Consider the following 20,283-nt stretch of genomic DNA (forward strand, 5'->3'; position numbering starts at 1 on the left):
CACCCGTAGAAACGGTCCTCGACGTGACGTACGACTCGCTGGTCAACCACGGCGACTACTTCTCCGCCCACTACCTTGCCGAGGTTCTCCCCAAGGACCTCAAGGCGAAGGACGGACTGCTCGCCCGCTGGGCCGAACACGAGGCCGAGGAGAACAAGAAGCCGTCGGACGAGCCGCGCGTCCTCACGCCCCGCCAGGGTGTACGGGGCCTGCGCACCTCGTACTTCGCCGACCGCGCCTTCCTCGCCGAGCGCGCCCAGGCCGAGATCGACGCCCCCGAGGACGAGTCGGGCTGGCGCACGCACGACGACCCGCGCTGGATCAAGGTGGTCGCCGAACTCCACGACGGCGTCCTGCGGGCCCTCGGCTACACCCCGGCCCCCGCGACCCTCACCGTCGAACGAGCGGGCCGCACCTACGACATCGAGGTCGCCCACGCCGAACCCGGCCTGGTCGCGATCGCCTGCGGCTGGGCCGCCGAGCCGGACGCCGCCCGTGACCCCGCGGGCCCTGGCCGGCTCCTGCACCCGGTCGACATCCCGCAGGGTGAGCCGCTGACCGACGCCGACACCCTGGTCCGCTTCCTGTTCGCCGCCGACGAACCGCCCCGCTACGTCCTGATCCTGGTCGGCGGTGTCGTCGTTCTCGCCGACCGCACCGCCTGGAGCGAGGGCCGCTACCTCGCCGTCAGCCTCGACTCCGCCCTGGAACGCCGGGACGACCGCCCCGGCGGCGAACTCGACACCATCGCCGCCCTGTTCGGCGCGGACTCGCTCCGCGTCCCGGAGACCGGCGGCATCAACCCTCTCGACGATCTCGTCTCCAAGTCGGGCAAGCACGCCGTCGGCGTCTCCACGGAGCTCCGCGAGGGGCTCAAGGACTCGGTCGAACTCATCGCCCAGGCCGTGCTGGACCGCCTGGCCGAGCCCGGACAGGGGGTGGCGGCGGCGGACCTCGACGACCCGCAGTGCCTCGCCCGCCGCCTGACACGAGAGTCCCTGCGCTACCTGTACCGGATCCTGTTCCTGCTGTACGCCGAGGCCCGCCCGGAGCTGGGCATCCTCCCGTCCGACTACCCCGAGTACGGGGCGGGTTACGGCCTCCAGCGCCTCGGCGACCTGGCCGTCCGCGACCTCGTCGGCCCCACGGCCCGCGACGGCTTCCACCTCTACCAGTCGATCGACCTGCTCACCCGCATGGTGAACCAGGGCCACCGTCCGTACGGCACCGAGCAGGAGGACCGGGCGGCGGAGGCGGCGGACCGCGAGGCGGAGGCGGCGGAGGCAGCCGAACCCACGGCGGCGGGTGAGGATCTGACTGAGGCTCAACTCGCCTTGCGTGCTCGCCGATTCGAACGGGAACGGCGGGCCCGGCGCAGTGAGGACGTCGGCCTGCGCTTCGAACCCCTGCGCTCGGACCTGTTCGAGCCGGGTGCGATCCGCCTGATCGGTCCGAAGGTCCCCAACCCCCTGTACGACGAGGACGACCCGTCGGCCGGACCGGAGTCCTTCGACACCCGGCTGCGTAACGCCACCCTCCACAAGGTGCTGCGCCGGCTGATGCTCACCAAGGGCCGCAAGGGCGAGCGGGGCGGTTTCATCTCCTACGCCAAGCTCGGCATCAACCAGCTCGGTGCCGTGTACGAGGGCCTGATGTCCTACACCGGCTTCATCGCGCGCGAGACCCTCTTCGAGGTCGCCAAGGGCGGCGACGCGTCGAAGGGCAGCTGGATGATCCCGGAGTCCCGGGCCAACGACTACCCCAACGAGGTGTTCGTCCAGCGGGAGAACGACGACACCGGCCTGACGGAGCGGGCCGAGTACCCGCCGGGTTCGTTCGTCTACCGCTTGGCGGGGCGAGACCGCGAGAACACGGCGTCGTATTACACCCCGCCTTCTCTGACCCAGGTCACGGTCGAACTGGCCCTCAAGCACCGCCTCGACCAGAACGGCGAGGTGACGTCCGCGCGCGATCTGCTCGGGTGGAAGATCTGCGAGCCCGCCCTCGGCTCGGGCGCGTTCCTCAACGAGGCGATCGACCAGGTCGCCGCCGAGTACCTGAAGCGGCGCCAGGCCGAGACCGGCGTGGACATCCAGCCCGACCAGAGACTGGCCGAGCTGCAGAAGGTCAAGGCCTACGTCGCCCTGCACAACGCGTACGGCGTTGACCTCAACGCGACGGCGGTGGAACTGGCGGAGGTCTCGCTCTGGCTCAACACCATGCACCCCGGCATGCAGGCGCCGTGGTTCGGTCTGCACCTGCGGCGCGGCAACTCCCTTGTCGGAGCGGGACGGAAGATCTACGACAAGGACGCGCTGGGCAAGGGCAAGTGGCTGTCGAAGAAGGACACCCTCGCCCCGAAGGAACTCCCCTTCAGGCAGGGCGAGTTGCCTGAAGGTGCCGTCCATCACTTCCTGTTGCCCGCGCTGGGGTGGGGCGCGGTCGTCGGGGACGCCAAGTCCAGGAAGATCGCCGAGGAACTGGACAAGGCGGCCGTCCAGCGGATGGAGAAGTGGCGGTCCGGCATCCAGCGCGCACCGAAGACGGTGACGCAGCGGCGGCGGCTCCAAGGGGTCGCCCGGCGGGCCGAGTTCCTGTGGAAACTGGTGGTCGAGCGGCTGAACCAGTCCGAGCGGGAGATCTCGCGCGAGATCGATGTCTGGGGCGCGGACTGGCTGGACCATCCCGAGCACGCGGTGCCGAAGGAGGTCGTGTACGGCGACCTCACGCGGCCGGGGACGCCGTACTGGCGGCTGAAGATGGTCATGGACGTGTGGTGCGCGCTGTGGTTCTGGCCTCTGGACCGGGTGGGGGAGCTGGTCGGTCCGGAGGTCGTGCCCTACGACGCTGGTGGCGACGCCGGGGGTGAAGAGCCGGCGTCGGAGTCGGAGGAGGCGCCGGTGGAGGAGGCGGCCACCGGTCCGGCACCCGGGGATCAGCTCTGGGTGAAGGACAGCCTTTTCGACGACGGGCTTCCTCAGCAGCTGGCGATGGGGGAGGCCGCTTCCGGGGCGGACGCGGAGGACAAGAAGCCGGCGCGGAAGAAGACGCCCGGTAAGCCGAAGGGACGGCGCGAGGTCATTCCCCTCGCGACGCTGGACGACTGGATCGACTTCCTGGAGTGCGCGCTCGGGGCGAAGGACATGCCGGCGGACTCCCTGGTGGCCGACTTCAGGGATCTGGAGGCGCTGCGGGAGTACGAGGTGAAGCTCGACGGGTTCATGGGGATGGACTCGCCGTTCCGGTTGAAGGCGCGGTTCCCGTGGTTGGACACGGTGGAGGACGTGGCCGGAAGCGAGGACCGGGATGACGTCGGGGCGGACGGGGGGATGGGGTTCTTCCACTGGGAGTTGCAGTTCGCGCATGTCTTCGCGGGGGCGGTCGGGGGGTTTGATGTGCAGGTGGGGAATCCGCCGTGGGTGCGGCCCAGGTGGGAGGAGGACATTCTCCTCGCCGAGTTCGAGCCTTGGTTCGTGCTCCAGGAGAAGCCGGCCAAGGCGGAGAAGGACCGGCGGCGAGCTGAGCTGACCGAGCGGGCCGAGGTCGGGTCCTACTTGGCGGCTGAACTCGCCTCCAACATGGGTGTGGTGGCCATGCTTGGATCGCCGGTTGCGTATCCGCTGCTCACGGGCACGCAGCCCGACTTGTATCGAGCGTTCATGTGTCAGACGTGGGCGCATGCAGGGCGTGTGGGCACGGTCGGGCTCATCCATCCCGACTCACACTTCAGCGGCGACAAGGAGGCCCAGTTGCGTGGGGCCGCCTACAAGCGGCTACGTGTGCACGGGGACTTCGTCAACGCGGGCAACCGCTTCTTCCCGCCGCCGGTCGGCCGGTCCAGCCACTTTGGCGTGCACGTGTACGGGCCTGAGGGCGAGATCGGCTTCGATCATCTGTCGTGGCTGTTCTCGGTGGACGCGTTGCGGCTGTCTGCTCAGCACGACGGCTCGGGGCCGGATCCGGGGGTTCGGTTCGGGGACACGTGGGACGAGAGGGCGCACAAGAAGCGGATCATTCGGGTGGACCGGGAGACGCTGGAGCAGTGGCAGCGGCTGACCGGGGACGAGGGGCAACCGGTCGAGCAGGGGCGGCTGTTGTCGCCGGTGAGCGTGGCGGAGGGCAAGGCGATCGAGGCGTTGGCGGACTATCCGCTGAGGTTGGGGGCGCTGAATCCGCAGATCTCATCGGGCTTCCATGAGAGCGGTGCCAAGAAGGAAGGCCTTATCGACTACAACCTTCCGAAGGCCGACGGGTCGGTCTTCCGGCCCGAGAAGTGGGACGACGTCATTCTCAAGGGGCCTCAACTCGGGCTTGCCAACCCGCTGTTCAAGCAGCCCAGTCAGGGGGGCGGTGAGGTACTCGGCCTCAACCACCTGGTGATTGGCGACGACGCTGTGCCGGAGACGGAGTACGTGCGCGTTGCGACGCCGGAGAAGTACGCGGAGAGGCAGGACCAGTGGCTCGACAGGGGCGGACTGGCGCGGCTGCGGGCGTCTGAGGAGGCGGCGGCCGAGGCACGGCGGGTGTTGGCTGAGGCTCGGGGGGTGCGGGAGGACGAGGTCGATGCCGGTGATGTCGATCGGTACTTTGTGGGGCGGTCGACGAAGGCGTATGCGCAGTTCTATCGCGTGGCGTGGCGAATGATGATCGCCCCTGACACGGAGCGCAGCTTGTACGAAGCGATCATTCCGCCCGGGCCTGCGCATATTCACGGGATGCGCAGTATGTACCTTGGCAGCAACCGCATGACCGCGCTCGCGGCAGGCTTCTGGGCGTCGATTCCAGTAGACTATCTACTGCGAACGACGCGGGTACGGAACCTGGATGTAGCCCAGGCTGGGCGGCTTCCCGCCCCGTCTGCGAAACATCCCCTCGCATCGGCGCTGTTGCTGCGCACGCTTAGGCTCAACTGCCTTACCGGGCATTACGCGGCTCTCTGGTCCGAGCTCCACGACCCGACTTGGCCAGGCTACGAGTCCTGGGCCAGAGATTGGCCCCAGCTGGAGCCGTTGCATGACGTGGGCCCCGAGTGGACCCGGAACACAGCCCTGCGGACCGAACGCGCACGCCGGGCCGCCCTGGTCGAGTTGGACGCCTTGGTCGCCGTATGGCTGGGCGTGGACGCCGACTCGCTGGTTGCCATGTACAAGGCCCGCTTCCCGATCATGCAGGACTTTGATGCCGTCACCTGGTTCGACGCCGAGGGGCGCCGTATCGCCGGGGACCGCTACACCTACGGCCACGGTCAGACCAAGGACCACTACGCACAACTCCGCGCCCACCTCGACGGCGACCGCAAGGACTCGCCGGACGGCTACACGCCCCCCTTCTACAAGGCGAACCGCGAGGCCGAGATGAGGGAGGCACACGCCTACTTCTCGGCGCGACTCCAGGAGGCCATCGACCAGGGCAAGTGGACTCCGCCGTCCACCTGACCGGGATACGTCGACGCCCCGCGCCCGGTACGGAACCGGACACGGGGCGTCAGCACGTCGTACGTCAGTGATCTGCGGCGTACGAGACGAAGTCGGCCCACTGCTCGGCACCGAAGGTGAGTTGAGGGCCCTGCGTGCGCTTTGAGTCCCGTACGTGGAAGGTCCCGGGGGTGCAAGCGACCTCGACGCAGGCAGCTCCGTCGGGATTGCTGTGGCTGCTCTTGAACCACTCCAGTTCGGTGCCGTCACCGGCCAGGGGCTTGAGGCTCATGTCTCTCCAAGCAGTTTCTCGATGTAGGCCAGCGACTTTCGGGGAGTAAGGGCTTGCGCCCGGATGATCCCATAGCGCAGTTCGAGGATCTGGATCTCCCTGCGGTCCGAGATCAGTCGGCTGACCAGCTGGACGTCGCTGTGCCCCACTGTGGTGCCCTCCTTCAGCCGCAGCAGATGGAAGGGGCCGTCGAGACCGGCGTTTTCCTCGCTGTCCATGGGCAGCACCTGGATCTCCACGTTCCGCATCTGCCCGATCTCCAACAGCTGTTCGAGCTGTCGGCGCAAGACCATCTTGCCTCCGACCGGCCGACGCAGGGCAGTCTCATCATGCACGAAATTGAAGGCCGGGATCATCCCGTTTCCGTCGAGGATCCCCTGCCGCGCCAACCGCGCAGCGACAAGCCGCTCCACCTCCTCCTCCGAGAACGCCGGCCGCCGCGACCCGAACACCGCCTTCAGGTACTCCTCGGTCTGCAAGAGCCCGTTGACGACGGAGTTGTCGTAGGCGCAGATCTCAACCGCCTCCCCCTCCAACTTCGCCAGATCCCGCACCTTCTTCGGATACCGCGCCTCCTCCACATCCTTCTTCAGCCCAGCGAGCAACCCACCCGCGTCCAACACCCGGTCGGCCGCCTCCAGGAACTTCGCACTCGGCGCCCGCCGCCCCCGCTCCACCGAGGACACCTGCTCCTCGCTGTACCCGATGGCCGCCCCCAACTCGGCCTGCGTCAGACCCTTCCGCTCCCGGCACGCCTTGAGGATCTTGCCCACCGTCCGCAGTACCGCAGCCGACTCCTCGTCATCGGCGCCGTACGGCTCCATCCCGTCACCGTTCTGCTGCGGCCCCTGCCCCGTCACACCCATGCCCGGACACCTCCACGTGCCGCCCGTTCCCAACTCCCCGCCAGCGCACCGCGTAACGCCACACCGTCCGGACAGAGCCTGACGGCACCCGGACAGCGACGCTGCGTACTGACGTCGTCACTGGTCAGCGTAGAGTCGGCCGACCACGCTGAGTGACATGAACGCCGATATTGCCCCCACGACGGCACCCCACTCCGACCCCACCCAACCCCTCGACCCCACCCACCACTTCACCATCCGCCTCTCCGCCACCCCGAGAGGCGCCCGCCTCGCCCGTCACCTCGCGGCCGAGCAACTCCACACCTGGGGCTGGCCGTACGACACCGAGGCCAACCACATCGCCACCCTCCTCGTCTCTGAACTCGCCACGAACGCGGCCCTGCACGGTCGGGTCAGGGGCCGGGACTTCCGCCTCCGCCTCACCCTCCACCCCGAGGACGCCACGCTCCGTGTCGAACTCACGGACCCCCGCCCCGAAAGCCGCCCTCCCACCCCCGGCACCCTCCCTCCGACCTCCCCGGACGAGGACTACGGCCGGGGCCTCCTCCTCGTCGAAGCGCTCTCCACCCACTGGGGAACCACCTGCGGAGACCCGTACACCAAGACCGTCTGGTGCGACGTCGCCCTGAAGTGACTGTCAGTGGGGTCTGCCACGCTGTTCGTCATGACGCGGACGGAATTTGGGAACCTGTCGTTCTTCTGGGGCTGGTGGACCTTCTTCGAGGCCGTGTGGATCGCCGTGCTGTGGCGGAGCCGCTCCCGGGTGCTGGGTGGCGGGGTCTACCGGATACCCGGCGTGCGGCGGATCCGGCGCGGTGCCGGCGAGCGGCGCGTCGAGGCGCTGCTCGGGGAGTTGGAGCGGAGAGGCGTACCGGCGGAGGGTATGCCGGACAAGGTCGAGCTCGTCGACCGGTGGCACCGTATCGTCGTCGGTCGGTGTGTCTCCGTGCTGCTCCAGGCGGTGCCCCTGCTGGCCGTGGTGCTTCCCTTCTGGTGGGCGACATCGCTCGCCCGGACCACCACGGTCACGCCTTTCTGGATGTTCGCCGCCATCGCCGGTTTCGGTGCCGTCTCCATCGCGCTCATGGCCGCAGACGAACGGGCGGCGACGGTCTCCGACGCGGGCGGCGCCGTCACGGTCGAGGCGATCCGCTTCCTGGAGATGCTGCTCCGGCCGGCCGGTCGCCGCACCCAGGACGCGGCCCTCGACGCCCACGGCAGGGCTTTCGGCCGTCTGTGCCAAGCCCTGCGAGCCCAGGCGCGGCACACGACCCGCCGGATGCCCGCCGCCGTCCGCGCGCGAGTGGGCGAGAACACGGAACAGCTGATCGCCGCCCTCACCGACGCCGACCAGCGCTACCTGTTCGGTGAGGGAGCGGACCGCGACACCGCCGTACGCGATCTGTCCCTGCTGGTCTCCGGCGCCCTGCGGCACAGCTGCCGTCCGCGTGGGCAGCGCGACAGCCTGGTGGTCATCGACGCCGCGCTCCTCGCGGACGCACCGGAACCGGACGCGGCGGCCACCGCGGCCGAGCCCCTCCGGAGCCGCCTGCTGGCAGGCGCGGGCAAGTTGGCGGTGGCCGTGGGCCTGCTCGCCGGGGCGGTCCTCTTCCCCGGCGGGGGAGCCGTCTCGGAGCTACTGGCGGCCGCTGGGCTGGCGAGCGTCGCCCTGGTCTGCCCGCCGCTCCGGGAAGCCCTGCACCGCGCTCGGGAACTTCTCGTCGGTGGTCCGTCCACCGGTGACAACGGGCCGACGGCGACGGACGATGAGCCGAGCCGCCACCCGGTGCCCGTCCCACCCGACCCCTGCCCGCAGTGCGCCGAGCACTCATCCGTCACCGCGGGATCACGGCCGGTAGGGTGAGAGACGACCAGGACCGAGCGATGACCGGGCACGACACGAGGCGAGGGCGACGAGACGACATGGCCGGGCTGGAGGACAGCAGCCAGGGGCGTACACGGGACCGGCGGTCGGTGTACGAGCGGTACCGGGTGGGGACGGGGGACGACGGCTTCAACCTGGATGACTTCTTTGCCCGGGAGACCAGTTCCGACGGCCAGGTGACCGACATCGAACGGGAGGACACCGACGAGGGCGCCGATCGGATCACTGCGCCCTTCGACCCCGAGCAGATCGACATCGAGACCCGCACGACCACGGTCGACCTGCTGCTCTCCCGGCTCCGCAACGACATGATCGACCTCGCCGCCGACTTCCAGCGCCGGGCTGGTATCTGGACGGACGTCCAGCAGAGCCGCCTGATCGAGTCGCTGCTCCTGCGCATCCCCATCCCGTCCTTCTACGCGGCCGAGCAAAGGGACGGCAGTTGGGTCATCGTGGACGGCATTCAGCGCCTGACCTCTATCGCACGCTTCTTCGACGCCGGGTTGGTCGACGCGTCACCGCTGAAGCTGTCGGGTCTGGAATACCTCCACAACTTCACACGAGCGGGCCTCGACGATCTCTCCGGCAAGCTCCAGATCCGGTTGCGTGAGACCGAGGTCGTCGTTCACGTCATCCGGCGGGGCACCCCCGAGCCGGTCATGTTCAACATCTTCGCCCGGATCAACACCGGTGGCGAACCCCTCACCCGGCAGGAGATCCGGCACGCGCTGATCCCGGGCCGGGCCAGGACCCTCCTCGCCGGACTCGCCGAATCCGAGGCGTTCCGCAGCGCCACCGGCCACAGCGTGGTCGGGGACCGGATGGCCGACCGCGAGATGGTCTTGCGCTTCATGGCCTTCCGGCTGACAGCTCCGGAGGGTTACCGCGCCGGCGATTTCGACTGGTTCCTGGCAGATGCCATGCATCGCATCAACCGCCTCGACGCCGAGGGAGTGGCTCGTCTGGCGCATGAGTTCACCAGTGCCATGACGGTGGCCGAGGCGATCTTCGGTATCCATGCCTTCCGCAAGTACCGTTCGGGCCAGCAGCGCAAGTCGCCCATCAACAAGGCCCTGTTCGAGACCATCGCGGTCAACTTGGCCGTGCTCGGCCCGGTCCAGTACGACAGGCTGAGGCAGCTGGACGTTCTGGAAGCGTTCGCAGACCTCATGGAGGACTCCGAGTTCGAGCGGTCCATCTCCGTGGCCACCGGTGACCCCAAGAAGGTACGGAAACGCTTCGAGGCCGTACAGGAACTCTTCGAAGACCTCCTCGAACCCGGAGACACGCGCCCGTGATCACCCGACTCACCCTGGTCAACTTCAAGGCGTTCCGCCGCCTCGAACTCCCGCTGGGACCACTGACCCTCCTCACCGGCCTGAACTCCTCCGGCAAGAGCAGTGTTCTGCAGGCTCTCGCGTTGCTGCGTCAGTCGGTCGACAACGGTGCGCAGGGACTGCTGCTCAACGGTGAGCTGGTGGAGCTGGGCAGTGCGCGAGACGTCCTGCACGACGACTTCGGCCCCGCGGACGACCTCCCGGACGTCGGCGGTCCCGCGGTCGGATTCCTGGTCGACGCAGGTGAGCCGTTCCAGTTCGTCGGTCTCTACGATCCGGAAGAGCCCGACGAGGACGTGATGCGGATGCGGGTGAGAGGTGGAACCCTGCCGTTCGTCGCCGCTCCGTTCCAGTACCTGCACGCCGACCGCATCACGCCCGCTGTCACCTATCCACGCTCCCGCCAGGTCGCCATCGACCGGGGCTTCCTCGGCGTACGCGGCGAACACACCGTCAACTTCCTTCGCCACTACGGCGAGACAGAGGTCGCCGACGGCCCATTGCGCCACCCCGACGCCTCCTCACCCCAACTCCGCGATCAGACCGTCGCCTGGATGCAGGAGCTCTGCCCCGGCGTCAACCTCCAGGCCGACGCCATCGAGGGCACCGACTACGTCCGCCTCTCCTACGGCTTCGGCGGCACCGCGGGCATCAACGCCACCCGCCGTCGCCGCCCCACGAACGTCGGGTTCGGCCTGACCTACGCCCTGCCCATCGTGATCGCCTGCCTCACCGCCACCCCCGGCAGCCTGATCCTCCTTGAGAACCCCGAGGCTCATCTGCACCCCAAGGGACAGACCAGGATGGCGGCCCTCATCTCCGCCGCGGCCGCCGCCGGCGCCCAGCTGATCGTCGAGACACACAGCGACCACGTCCTCAACGGCGTGCGGATCGCGGTCAAGCAAGAGGCGCTACGGCCCGAGGACACGGTCATCCACTTCTTCCGCGGCAACGGCTCGGGCGCCGAGGTCATCACTCCGGGCATCGACAAGGACGGCATGCTCGCCCAGTGGCCCCAGGGGTTCTTCGACGAGTGGGAGAACTCGCTCGACCAGCTGCTGGACTGACAGGGCATCGACTCAAGGGGGGAGGAAGAGCGTGCCGCTGCTGTTCCTGAACGAGCGGTCGTGGGCGACGACCTGTGACCGTTTACTTGTCAACGAGGCCATGGCCGACTTCGTCGAGGCCGTGCGTGCCGTCGTCAAGGAGGACCCGGACGAGACGGCTCTGGTGAGCGAGGTCGCCCGGGAGTCGCTGGAGATCGCCCAGGGGTACACGATCGGCGACTGGTTCCTCGACGATCCCAAGAACCGCGATCGGTGGCGGCGCCTGCGGGCTCTGCAGAACAGGTCTCCGGTCAAGAGCGTCTACCCGGCCCCGGACGCCGACGGCCATCTCGAATACCGCCACAAGGCCGAGAACGTCCTGGGGCTGGGGGCCGCGCACTTCATGGACGGCATCGCCGTCAGCCTCGCGGTGGCACCCGAGTGGACTCCGTCATCGGTCCCTCTCGAACGCCGCGAACTCGTCGAACTCGACGACGGATCAATGCAGTTCGAGGAGGCCTCGGTCGAGGTCCGGCACATCTCCGCGAAGACCCACGTCGACGACCATCGCGACTGGATCCTGAAAACCCGCCTCGCGAGAGCGGGCAGCGGCCGCCGGATCTGGGAACACCGTGCCGATCTCTACCCGCACCTCCAGTTCCTGCCCCGCACCGAAGGCCACCTCACCGGCCTGGACCCGGGCTGGGTCGTGCCCGTACGAGAATGCCTGAAGCGGCTGGAGGCGGCGGTGGCCCTCTGGGACCCGGCGACGCGACACGAACCGGAATGGCAGACCAAGGTCACTCCGGAGAGCCAGACGCGCAGAGAGGTCTGCCGCTTCACCGACCTCGACGGCGAGCGGCGCCTCTTCGAGTTGCACGCCCGCTTCACCCCGGGCATGGGCCGCATCCACTTTCGCCTGGTCCCGGAGGAGCGGGCGATCCGGCTCGCGCATATCGGCAGCAAGATCCGCCCGGACCTCTGACCCGCGTGGAAGGCCGCGCATCCCTCGGTCAGCGGCATCAGAGGGGCGCGATGCGGCAAAGGAGGTAGCGGGCCGCAAGCGCGGTGGGGTGTTGGACTGATGAGCGCCCCTCCACCGCCGGATGCCGGCTGTGGAGGGGCGCGTGTGTCAGGAGGATTCGGAAGGTGAGGCCAGTGCCTGGAGGTGATCACGCCAGGCAGCGGTCACACTTGACGGGATTTTCGTGGTCAGCCCGCCTTCTTTGGTGAAGGCGAGGCCCCGGTTGTAGGCGCCGCCACCGCAGCCGTCGGACTGGCGGGTGAGCTTCACGTCGGAGGAAGCGTCGATCTCGGGACTGGTGCTTCCCTTCGGCGTGACACGAAAGCGGACCCTGCCGAGGTTCGCGTCCACGTCGTCGGGGAGAGGCAGGCTCACTCGGGTGACGTCTTCCTGTTCGAGCTTGTCCTTGACGCATTTGCCGCCGCTGTAGACGGGTCCGCCGGAATCAAGACAAGTAATGTTTGTCCTCACCGTGGATTCCAGAGGGGGACCTTTAGAGTTCTCGCTGAATGTAATGGAACCGTGATGCCTCAAGGGCGTTGCGGTGAAAGACGCAGGTCGGTCGGCTCAGAACAGCGTTTCCTGACCCTCCGGCACCTTCGGCCGCTTGGCCCTGGTCACAACCGGAGCGGTATGCGCGAGCGGTGCCGATGATGTCGGGGGAGTAGGAGTCAGAGGCGCCTCCTCGCGTGCCTGCGGCGTGCGTTTCCGCCCCCGCCTGCCCCGAGGCTCCGGGACCCCACCCGCCAGCACCGTCTTCAACCGGTCCCGGGCCCGGGTCTCCAACTGCCGGATGCGCTCGCGCGAGACACCGTACTCCTCGCCGATCTCCTCCAGCGTCTGCCGCTCGCCGCCCACCAGCCCGCTGCGCCGCCGCATGACGTCCGCCTCCCGCTCGGTCAGGCAGGCACGGGCCAGCAACTCCTCCACACGCTCCCGGGAGTACTTGGGATACAGCACCTCCTCCGGCGTGGGGGCCAGATGCAGCGTCGCCACCAGCTCACCAAGATGCGTCCCGTCGCCGATCTCGCGGTCCAGGGAGTCCGTGGGCCGGCTGATCCGGCGCACCACGTCGACCTCGGCCACGGTGAGGTTCGCCGCCACGGCCACCGCGCCGGCGGAGAGGGACTGCCCCTGGGAGGCCAGCCGTGCCTCGGCGATCGCGACCTTGCGCACCTTCTCGTGCAGGTGCACCGGGATACGGATCAGCCGGCTCTCGTTGCCGAGCGCCCGCTCCAGCGCCTGCCGGGCCCACCAGGTCGCGTACGTCGAGAACTTGAACCCCTTGCTCGGGTCGAACAGGCAGGCCGCGTGCATCACCCCGAGCACGCCGTGCTGCACCAGGTCCTCGTAGTCCAGACCCTGGCCCTGCAACCGCTGCGCCAGCTTGTGCACGAGGCGGACATTGTGCATGACCAGGGTCTCGTAGGCGCGGCGGCGGATGTCGGTGACGGGGAGGGCCGCAAGGTCGGTCTCCTCCGGTTTGTGGTCGATGTGTTCCGGCCCGCCCTTGAGGAGGACGCTGAGGCCGACCTCCTGCTCGGCGGTCAGCAGCGTCTTCCACGCGGTGTGCCGGAAACGGTCCTCATCCATGCGGGACCGCGCGGCGGCCATCGCCGCGTCCAGGTCCGTGAGGACGCGGCCCTCGTCGCCGAGTTCCTCCGCCGGTGGTTCTTCGCCGGTCTCGGCCCGTTCCGGAGTCTGCGCGGCCTCGGCCCGCCGAGGAGCCGGGATCGCGCCGATCGCCACCCCCTCGCCACGCAGGGCCGACCTCAGCAACTCCCGTTCGGCGGCGTCCAGTCCGCACAGCGACACCAGTCCGGCGAACGCGGGAGCCGGAACCAGGCCGGCCGCGACGTACTTGCGGGCGAGCCCCAGGACCCGGACGATCCGTACCCTCTCCAGGGTGGGAGCGGCTGCCCGCTCGACGACCAACCCCTGCTGTGCCAAAGCCACTTCCAGCCGTTTCAAACCCTCGGCATCCAGCCCCAGCGGCGCCGTCACCGCCCTGAAGTCCTCCTCCACCACCCGGCCGCCGCGGGCGCGGGCGTGCAGATCGGCCAGCAACGTCGTCATCGTGCCGCGCAGTTCACGCACCCTGTTCCCCCGGGTGCCCGGTGCGTCCGCCGTCATGAGGAGACTGTGGCACAGGGCACTGACAATCGGTCCTGTGATGCGGGAACGCTGTGTTCATCGCGCGTGGCTGGATGTGAGCGATTTTCCGATCCGGCGCGCGTCGTCCGGCATATGCCCGATACGATCTTGTGGACCGGTACGTTCGGTCACCAGGGGGCAGCATGGGGGACGCGGGGGTCATGGGACCCAGAGAAGAACTCGTCACGTTCGTACGCACGCAGCTCGTCGGACCGGCCCGCGGCGAGCACGAGACGGTGGCCTCCCCGCCCGACCGGCTGTACCTGATGGGCACCCTCTATCCCCAGGACGCCGACCTGCACCGGCAGCTGACGCTCTCCGCCGAGGTGCTCGACGCGCCGGGCGCGGAGGACCAGCGGGAGGACACCGCCCAACGGGACGACCCCGTGCCCGAGGCGAACTCCTGGCTTCCCTCGTCTCTCGGTCTGTCCCTGTTCACCACAGCCGCCGAACTCCGCGTCACGGCCGAGGGCGGCCGCTATCTCACCGAGCGCGACGAGCACGGCCGGCGCCGCTGGCAGCGCATCCCGCTTCCCGCCGAGCCGCGCTCCTTCAAGCCGGGGGAGCCGGGCGCCCTCGTATTCGACGGACGCGGTGAGATCCGGGTGACATGGCGGACGTTCGGACACGGCAGACTGGTCACGGTCGCCCTCGTCAACACGGCCCGTGCGCCCCGCCAGTCCCTCAGCGCCGCCGAGCGTGAGCGGCAGTGGGACAGCATGCTGTTCCAGGTGGGGCTCGAAGTCGAGCCGGTCGACGGGGAGGTTCTTCCGTACCCCGGTGTCCGGCTCGCCAGTCGCGACGAGGAGGAGCAGGAACTCCGCCTCCAGTACCGGCACGTCGAGACCTACGCGGTCGGCCATGGCTGCGCTGTGCGGGAGGAGCGCACGGGCGACGGTCGGGTGACTCGTGTCCACGCCGAGGTGATGCCGCAGACCGAGGTGCCCGCGGTGCGGGCAGCGGGACCGCGGGCACCCGTGCTGCTGCTGGAGCGGCTCGCCGACGACACGCTCCCCGTTCCTCAACTCCACCAAGAACTTGCCGAGTTCGTGGACGGCTACCGCGACTGGTGCGACAGTCAGTGGGCCACGGACGTCCCCTCCTCGGCCCGGCCCGCTGCCCGGCGCATCCTGGAGCGGATCAGCACCGCCGTGCAACGCATGGAAACCGGCGTACAGGCCCTGTGCGCCGAGGAGAACGAGGACCTGCGGCGGGCCTTCCGTGCCGCGAACGCCGCCATGGCGCTCCAGATGCGGCACAGCGAACCCGACCAGGCCGGACAGCGGCACGCCCGAGGTGCGGCCGTACAGCTGGATCCGGCCCCCGACCCGGCAGCCGCCTGGCGGCCCTTCCAGCTCGCCTTCTTCCTCATGGCGGTGGAAGGCGCGGCCGACCCGACGCATCCCGACCGGGAGACGGTCGACCTGATCTGGTTCCCGACCGGTGGTGGCAAGACAGAGGCGTATCTGCTGCTCGCCGCCTTCGTGATGGTCCTGCGCAGGCTCCGGCCGCGCGGCACCTCGGGCGGCGGGACCGCCGTACTGAGCCGGTACACGCTGTCGCTGCTGACCACCCAGCAGTTCCAGCGCGCCGCGACCACCGTATGCGCCCTGGAACGCCTCAGGCGGACCGATCCGGTGGCGCTCGGGCGTGAGCGGTTCTCCATCGGGCTGTGGGTCGGCGAGGCGACGACTCCGAACTCATACCAGTCGGCCGTGGAAGCCTTCGACGAGGTGCGTGCCGCCGCCACCCCCGACGACCGCTTCATCCTCGACCGCTGCCCCTGGTGCGGCACCCGTATCGTGCCCGAACGCAAGTCCCCGGACCGCTCCGACTACGGCATCGACGCTCGTGCCTCGTCCTTCCGGTTCTTCTGCCCCCGCGACGACTGCGCCTTCCACGACGAACTGCCCGTCGCCGTCGTCGACGCCCACCTCTATGACAAGCCCCCGACCTTCGTCCTCGGCACGGTCGACAAGTTCGCCAGGCTCGCCTGGGAACGGGACGCCGGACGGCTCTTCGGCCGCGGCGGCGCGCTGCCGCCCGACCTCGTCATCCAGGACGAGCTGCACCTGCTCACCGGGCCCCTCGGCACCACCGTCGGGCTGTACGAGGCGGCCATCCTGCAACTGTGCTCGCCCGCCCAGCAGGGTCCGAAGATCGTCGCCTCCACGGCGACCATCCGCCGCTCCGGCGAACAGGTCCGCAGACTGTACGGGCGGCCCGTGCAGCTCTTCCCGCCCGCCGGCCTGGACGCGCGCTCCTCCTACTTCGCCGAGCCCGACACCGAACGGCCCGGCCGTCTGTACGTCGGGGTCATGGCACAGGGGCACACCGCCGGTCGGGCCACCGTCGCCACCGCCGCCACGCTTCTCCAGGGGCCGTTGCAGCTGTCCGAGGAGCACCGCGACGACTACTGGACCCTCGTCGCCTACCACCACAGCCTCCGCGAGCTCGGCCGCACCGTCACCGCCGCGGCCGACGACATCCCCGCCCAACTCGGCGGCATCGGCCCGGTCGCCAAGCGGCGAGTGCTCACCGAAGGGCAGGTGCAGGAGCTCACCAGCAGCCTGGACCGCAGCGAACAGCCCCTCGTCCTCGACCGGTTGGAGAAGCCCTGGGACCACCCGGCGGCCATCTCCCTGCTGCCCTGCACCAACATGCTCTCCGTAGGCGTGGACGTGAAGCGCCTCGCCCTGATGCTGATGCTCGGCCAGCCCAAGGCCACCGCCGAGTACATCCAGGCCACCAGCCGGGTCGGACGGCACAGCGTGTCCGGACTCGTCGTGACCTTCCTCAACGCCACCAAGCCGCGCGACCGTTCACACTACGAGACCTTCGGCACGTACCACGCCGCCCTCTACCGACACGTCGAGCCGACCACCGTCACGCCCTGGTCCGTGCCCTCCCGCAGACGCGCCCTGCACGCGGCCCTCGTGGTGCTCGTGCGGCACGGCCTCGGGCTCAGCGCCGAGGACGCGGCCGGTGACGTCCTCGACCGGGTCGCCGACGTGAGCACCCAGGCGGAACGGCTCGTGGAATGGGTCCGGCGCAGTGACCCGGAGGCGGCGCCCGGGGTCCGCGACGACCTCTTCCGGCTGTTCCAGGACTGGCAGGAGGCGGCGCGGCAGGCGCAGAGCGACGGCAAGCGCCTGCACTACCGCACCCAGGGCAAGGGGCAGCACAACCTGCTGCGCGACTTCGACCGCGGCGGGGGGCTGTGGGAGACCCCGCACTCCATGCGCAACGTCGACCGGGAATGCCAGGTCGTGGTGAAGGGAGCCGACGCATGAGCCGCCGCCGGGTGCGCCAGGCACAGACCGTGGTGCCCTTCGGAGTGGGAGCCGTCCTCGACGTCCAGGGCGAGTCCTTCGTCGCCGCGGGCATCGGCGACTGGCCCCGCGCCCATCAGGCCGTTTCCTCGCCCCGGCTCGCCGCGCGCCTCGGCGTCAGCGGCTTCCGGGCGGCGCCGCCCGCCCCGCACGACGCCTGGGACATCCCGGACGCCGCAGGACCGCCGTACATCCGCTTCCCCGCCTGGCTGTTCTGCCCGGCGTGCCGGCGTATGACGCACTGGAGGGTGGCCGACGAGCGGCCCGGCCAGCCGCCGCGCTGCCGCAGCTGTTCGCCACAACGGCAGCTCACCCCGATGCGGTTCGTCCAGATCTGCCCGTCGGGCCATCTCGGTGACGTCGACTGGTGGTACTGGGCGCACTCCGAACTCACCCCGGAGCAGCGGGAAACCTGTCCCGACCGCGACCACCTGCGGTTCCGGTACGAGGAGCGGGCGACCGGCCTGGAAGCCCTGTCGGTGGCGTGCACGGCCGACGGTTGCCGTGACGCGTCCCGGGACCTGCTCGACGTCCTCGGGGCCAAGCGGATGCGGTGCACGGGCCGTAACCCGTGGCAGCGGCGGAGCGAAGCGGCCAAGGACTGCCCGGGGCCCGTGCAGATCGTCCAGCGCACCGCCGGCAACCTGTACTACCCCGTCGTCCACTCGGCCCTCGACATCCCGGAAAACGGAGAGTCCGCCACGGACGGCGAACTCGCCGAACAGGTCCGCCTCCACGACATGTGGCTCGCTTTGTGCAAGGCGCCCGACGGCCCGCGCGCCCCGCTCATCCGATCGATGATCACCGAGGACACGGGAGCTGATGACGCCCTTCTCGACGCCCTGCTCGCGGAGGAGACAGGCGCTCCGGCCGACGGGCCCGGCGAACACCCCCACCGAGTGGTGTATCCGGACCTGAGCAGCGAGGAATGGGCCGCCTTCATCGCTCCCGCGCCGGAACCCACCCGGGACTTCGTCATCCGGGAGGCCGGGCTCGGGCTTGAGGACGACACCGAGGCGCCATGGGTCGATCTGCGGGACAAGGTCGCGCGTGTGGTCGTGGCCGAGCGGCTCCGTGAGGTGCGCGCCATCCAGGGCTTCAGCCGGGTCACCCCGACCGCCAGGTTCGTCCCGGTGGACACCGGCCGACGGGCCCGTTGGCTGCCCGCTGTCGAAGTGTTCGGTGAGGGTGTCTTCCTGGCCCTCGACGAGCGCCGACTGGCCTCGTGGGAGCGGGACCGCAACGTACGCGACCGGGTGCGCGGGCTCCGGGACGACCTCGACCGGGCCTTCCAGAAGGACCGGCTCGAAGCCCTCACCGGGCCCGAACTCCTGCCCCGGTTCATCCTGTTGCACACGCTCGCGCACCTCCTGGTCCGGCAGCTCTCCTTCGAGTCCGGGTACTCCACAGCCTCCCTGCGCGAGCGCGTGTACGCCCGGTCCGGCGGCGGCGCGCAGGCGGGCGTTCTCGTCTACACCGCCGCGGGGGACGCCGAGGGCACCCTCGGCGGCCTGGTCCGCCAGGGCGAGCCGCCCCGGCTCGCCGAGACCCTGCTGCGGCTGACCGAGGCCGCCGCCTGGTGCTCCGCCGACCCGCTGTGCGCGGAACACAGCGGACAGGGCTACGCGAACCTCAACCGCGCGGCCTGCCACGCCTGCTGTCTGCTGCCCGAGACCAGCTGCGAGACCGGCAACGCGCTGCTCGACCGGGTGCTTCTCGTCGGCGGGGCAGGCGTCCCCGGCTACTTCGAGGACGTCATCACGGTGGCCCGGCAGCTCGCCGTCCGGGAGATCGAGGACGGCGACCGGTGACGCTGACGTACCTGGACCTCAGCGAGGGACAGCAGGACCTGCTGCGCGACCTGCCGTTCGAGGGACACCATCTCGTCACCGGGCCGCCGGGCTCCGGCAAGAGCGTGCTCGCCGCCCAGCGCGCCGGCCTGCTCGCCCTCACCGGCGTACGGGTCCATCTGCTCACCCGGTCCAACCTGCTGCGCCAGACACTGGCGGCCCACGGCGACGTCGAGATCTCCACCGTGCACGCGTGGATCCAGGCCTGGCACCGGGCCCGTACCGGCGAAGGAGCCCCGCAGGCGGCCGAGGACTGGTTCGACTGGTCCGAACTGTTCGCCCTCGCCGCGGTGGAGGAGCCGGGCGAGCCGTTCGCCGTCGTCGTGGACGAAGGGCAGGACCTGCCCCGCCCCTTCTACCGGCTGTGCCGACTGCTCGGCGTTCCCGTCACCGTCTTCGCCGACGAGTGCCAGCGCATCACCGACACCCAGTCCACCCTCGACGAGATCAGCACGGCGTTGCGGGACTGCGCCCGCCACGAGCTCACGACCGGTTACCGCTCGACCAGGCCCGTCGCGGCCCTCGCCGCCCGCTTCCACACCGGAGCCACCCCGCCGCCCCTGCCGTCCCGTACCGGGCCCGTCCCCCGGCTGTGGCGGTACGCCGACCAGCGTGCCCTGGTGTCCCAGCTCGTCGCGCACGCCGAACGGCATCCGCAGCGCACCATCGGCGTGGTCCTGCGCACGACACGGCAGCAACTCGCCCTGCACGAACACCTGGAGCGCATCGCGCCCCGGCTGCGTTCCCAGGTGTACGTCGGTGCCGCCGCCGAGGGCCGCCACCGCACCCTCGACCTGGAGCGGCCGGGGATCCGCGTCATCAGCCGGGCCAGCGCCAAGGGGCTGGAGTTCGACAGCGTCTTCGTGCCCGACGTCCACACCGACAGCGGCGACCCGGGGGCGGCCGCGCTGCGCATGACGTACTACGTACTCCTCACCCGCGCGCGGGAAGAGGTGCACCTCGGGTACGAGGGGGACCGGGAACCGCCGCCGGTCGCCGGCATCCCGGCCGACCTGCTGGTTCGCGCCATATGAGCTGTCGTAGCCGTATAGGAGACTTCGTACCAGCCGTCGTTCAGGACAA

13 protein-coding genes are annotated in these 20,283 nt (G+C 69.7%); 9 read left to right on the top strand and 4 right to left on the bottom strand.

The genetic code is table 11. The features are described 5' to 3' along the window. Positions 1-23 precede the first annotated feature (23 nt). On the top strand, positions 24-5,435 hold the full coding sequence (locus AC07AZ_RS09495) for a DNA methyltransferase family protein (protein ID WP_478845526.1): 5,412 nt from the start codon (positions 24-26) through the stop codon (positions 5,433-5,435). A 64-nt stretch (positions 5,436-5,499) separates the two neighbouring features. Here the strand turns inward: AC07AZ_RS09495 and AC07AZ_RS09500 are convergent, their stop codons facing one another. Continuing rightward, positions 5,500-5,706 (bottom strand): DUF397 domain-containing protein, encoded by a 207-nt coding sequence (locus AC07AZ_RS09500; protein ID WP_478845528.1) that lies wholly within the window; start codon positions 5,704-5,706, stop codon positions 5,500-5,502. Next, positions 5,703-6,572 carry a helix-turn-helix domain-containing protein gene (locus AC07AZ_RS09505; protein WP_478845530.1) on the bottom strand — a complete coding sequence of 290 codons (870 nt, stop codon included), beginning with the start codon at positions 6,570-6,572 and terminating at the stop codon, positions 5,703-5,705. Before AC07AZ_RS09505 ends, AC07AZ_RS09500 begins: the two co-directional genes overlap by 4 nt. Positions 6,573-6,729: 157 nt before the next feature. On the opposite strand from AC07AZ_RS09505, the gene AC07AZ_RS09510 reads away from it, so the two are divergent. The 5 genes from AC07AZ_RS09510 to AC07AZ_RS09530 are packed head-to-tail and all read left to right on the top strand — an operon-like array spanning position 6,730 to position 11,825. After that, entirely contained in the window at positions 6,730-7,206 is a 477-nt protein-coding gene (locus AC07AZ_RS09510) for an ATP-binding protein (RefSeq protein WP_478845532.1), read from the top strand. A gap of 30 nt (positions 7,207-7,236) precedes the next feature. Beyond that, a complete protein-coding gene (locus AC07AZ_RS09515) occupies positions 7,237-8,436 on the top strand; it encodes a hypothetical protein (protein WP_478845534.1) in 1,200 nt (399 codons plus the stop codon). A 59-nt stretch (positions 8,437-8,495) separates the two neighbouring features. Beyond that, positions 8,496-9,755 carry a GmrSD restriction endonuclease domain-containing protein gene (locus AC07AZ_RS09520; RefSeq protein WP_478845536.1) on the top strand — a complete coding sequence of 420 codons (1,260 nt, stop codon included), beginning with the start codon at positions 8,496-8,498 and terminating at the stop codon, positions 9,753-9,755. Beyond that, positions 9,752-10,861 (top strand): AAA family ATPase, encoded by a 1,110-nt coding sequence (locus AC07AZ_RS09525; protein WP_478845539.1) that lies wholly within the window; start codon positions 9,752-9,754, stop codon positions 10,859-10,861. The genes AC07AZ_RS09520 and AC07AZ_RS09525 overlap by 4 nt, the downstream gene beginning before the upstream one ends. A gap of 31 nt (positions 10,862-10,892) precedes the next feature. After that, on the top strand, positions 10,893-11,825 hold the full coding sequence (locus AC07AZ_RS09530; protein WP_478845541.1) for a hypothetical protein: 933 nt from the start codon (positions 10,893-10,895) through the stop codon (positions 11,823-11,825). A 147-nt stretch (positions 11,826-11,972) separates the two neighbouring features. On the opposite strand, the gene AC07AZ_RS09535 is transcribed toward AC07AZ_RS09530, so the two are convergent. Both AC07AZ_RS09535 and AC07AZ_RS09540 read right to left on the bottom strand, forming a co-directional pair. Continuing rightward, positions 11,973-12,335, bottom strand: a complete 363-nt coding sequence (locus tag AC07AZ_RS09535; protein ID WP_478845543.1) for a hypothetical protein — start codon at positions 12,333-12,335, stop codon at positions 11,973-11,975. A 96-nt stretch (positions 12,336-12,431) separates the two neighbouring features. After that, positions 12,432-13,997, bottom strand: a complete 1,566-nt coding sequence (locus AC07AZ_RS09540) for a sigma-70 family RNA polymerase sigma factor (protein ID WP_478845545.1) — start codon at positions 13,995-13,997, stop codon at positions 12,432-12,434. A 182-nt stretch (positions 13,998-14,179) separates the two neighbouring features. Between AC07AZ_RS09540 and AC07AZ_RS09545 the strand changes: the two genes are divergently transcribed. Genes AC07AZ_RS09545 through AC07AZ_RS09555 form a run of 3 tightly spaced genes read left to right on the top strand, consistent with a single transcriptional unit; the run spans position 14,180 to position 20,234 of the window. Next, on the top strand, positions 14,180-17,311 hold the full coding sequence (locus AC07AZ_RS09545) for a helicase-related protein (protein ID WP_478845547.1): 3,132 nt from the start codon (positions 14,180-14,182) through the stop codon (positions 17,309-17,311). Continuing rightward, a complete protein-coding gene (gene drmB / locus AC07AZ_RS09550) occupies positions 17,308-19,161 on the top strand; it encodes a DrmB family protein (RefSeq protein ID WP_478845549.1) in 1,854 nt (617 codons plus the stop codon). The genes AC07AZ_RS09545 and drmB overlap by 4 nt, the downstream gene beginning before the upstream one ends. Beyond that, positions 19,158-20,234 (top strand): AAA family ATPase, encoded by a 1,077-nt coding sequence (locus AC07AZ_RS09555; RefSeq protein ID WP_478845551.1) that lies wholly within the window; start codon positions 19,158-19,160, stop codon positions 20,232-20,234. The genes drmB and AC07AZ_RS09555 overlap by 4 nt, the downstream gene beginning before the upstream one ends. The last annotated feature ends 49 nt before the right edge of the window (positions 20,235-20,283 follow it).

This window comes from Streptomyces sp. NPDC043878 (assembly GCF_056435735.1).

Bases quoted from the DNA above. Each gene is read 5' to 3' on its own strand.
- AC07AZ_RS09500 (WP_478845528.1), bottom strand. From the start codon at position 5,706: ATGAGCCTCAAGCCCCTGGCCGGTGACGGCACCGAACTGGAGTGGTTC.
- AC07AZ_RS09505 (WP_478845530.1), bottom strand. From the start codon at position 6,572: ATGGGTGTGACGGGGCAGGGGCCGCAGCAGAACGGTGACGGGATGGAG.
- AC07AZ_RS09510 (WP_478845532.1), top strand. From the start codon at position 6,730: ATGAACGCCGATATTGCCCCCACGACGGCACCCCACTCCGACCCCACC.
- AC07AZ_RS09515 (WP_478845534.1), top strand. From the start codon at position 7,237: ATGACGCGGACGGAATTTGGGAACCTGTCGTTCTTCTGGGGCTGGTGG.
- AC07AZ_RS09520 (WP_478845536.1), top strand. From the start codon at position 8,496: ATGGCCGGGCTGGAGGACAGCAGCCAGGGGCGTACACGGGACCGGCGG.
- AC07AZ_RS09540 (WP_478845545.1), bottom strand. From the start codon at position 13,997: ATGACGGCGGACGCACCGGGCACCCGGGGGAACAGGGTGCGTGAACTG.
- AC07AZ_RS09545 (WP_478845547.1), top strand. From the start codon at position 14,180: ATGGGACCCAGAGAAGAACTCGTCACGTTCGTACGCACGCAGCTCGTC.
- drmB (WP_478845549.1), top strand. From the start codon at position 17,308: ATGAGCCGCCGCCGGGTGCGCCAGGCACAGACCGTGGTGCCCTTCGGA.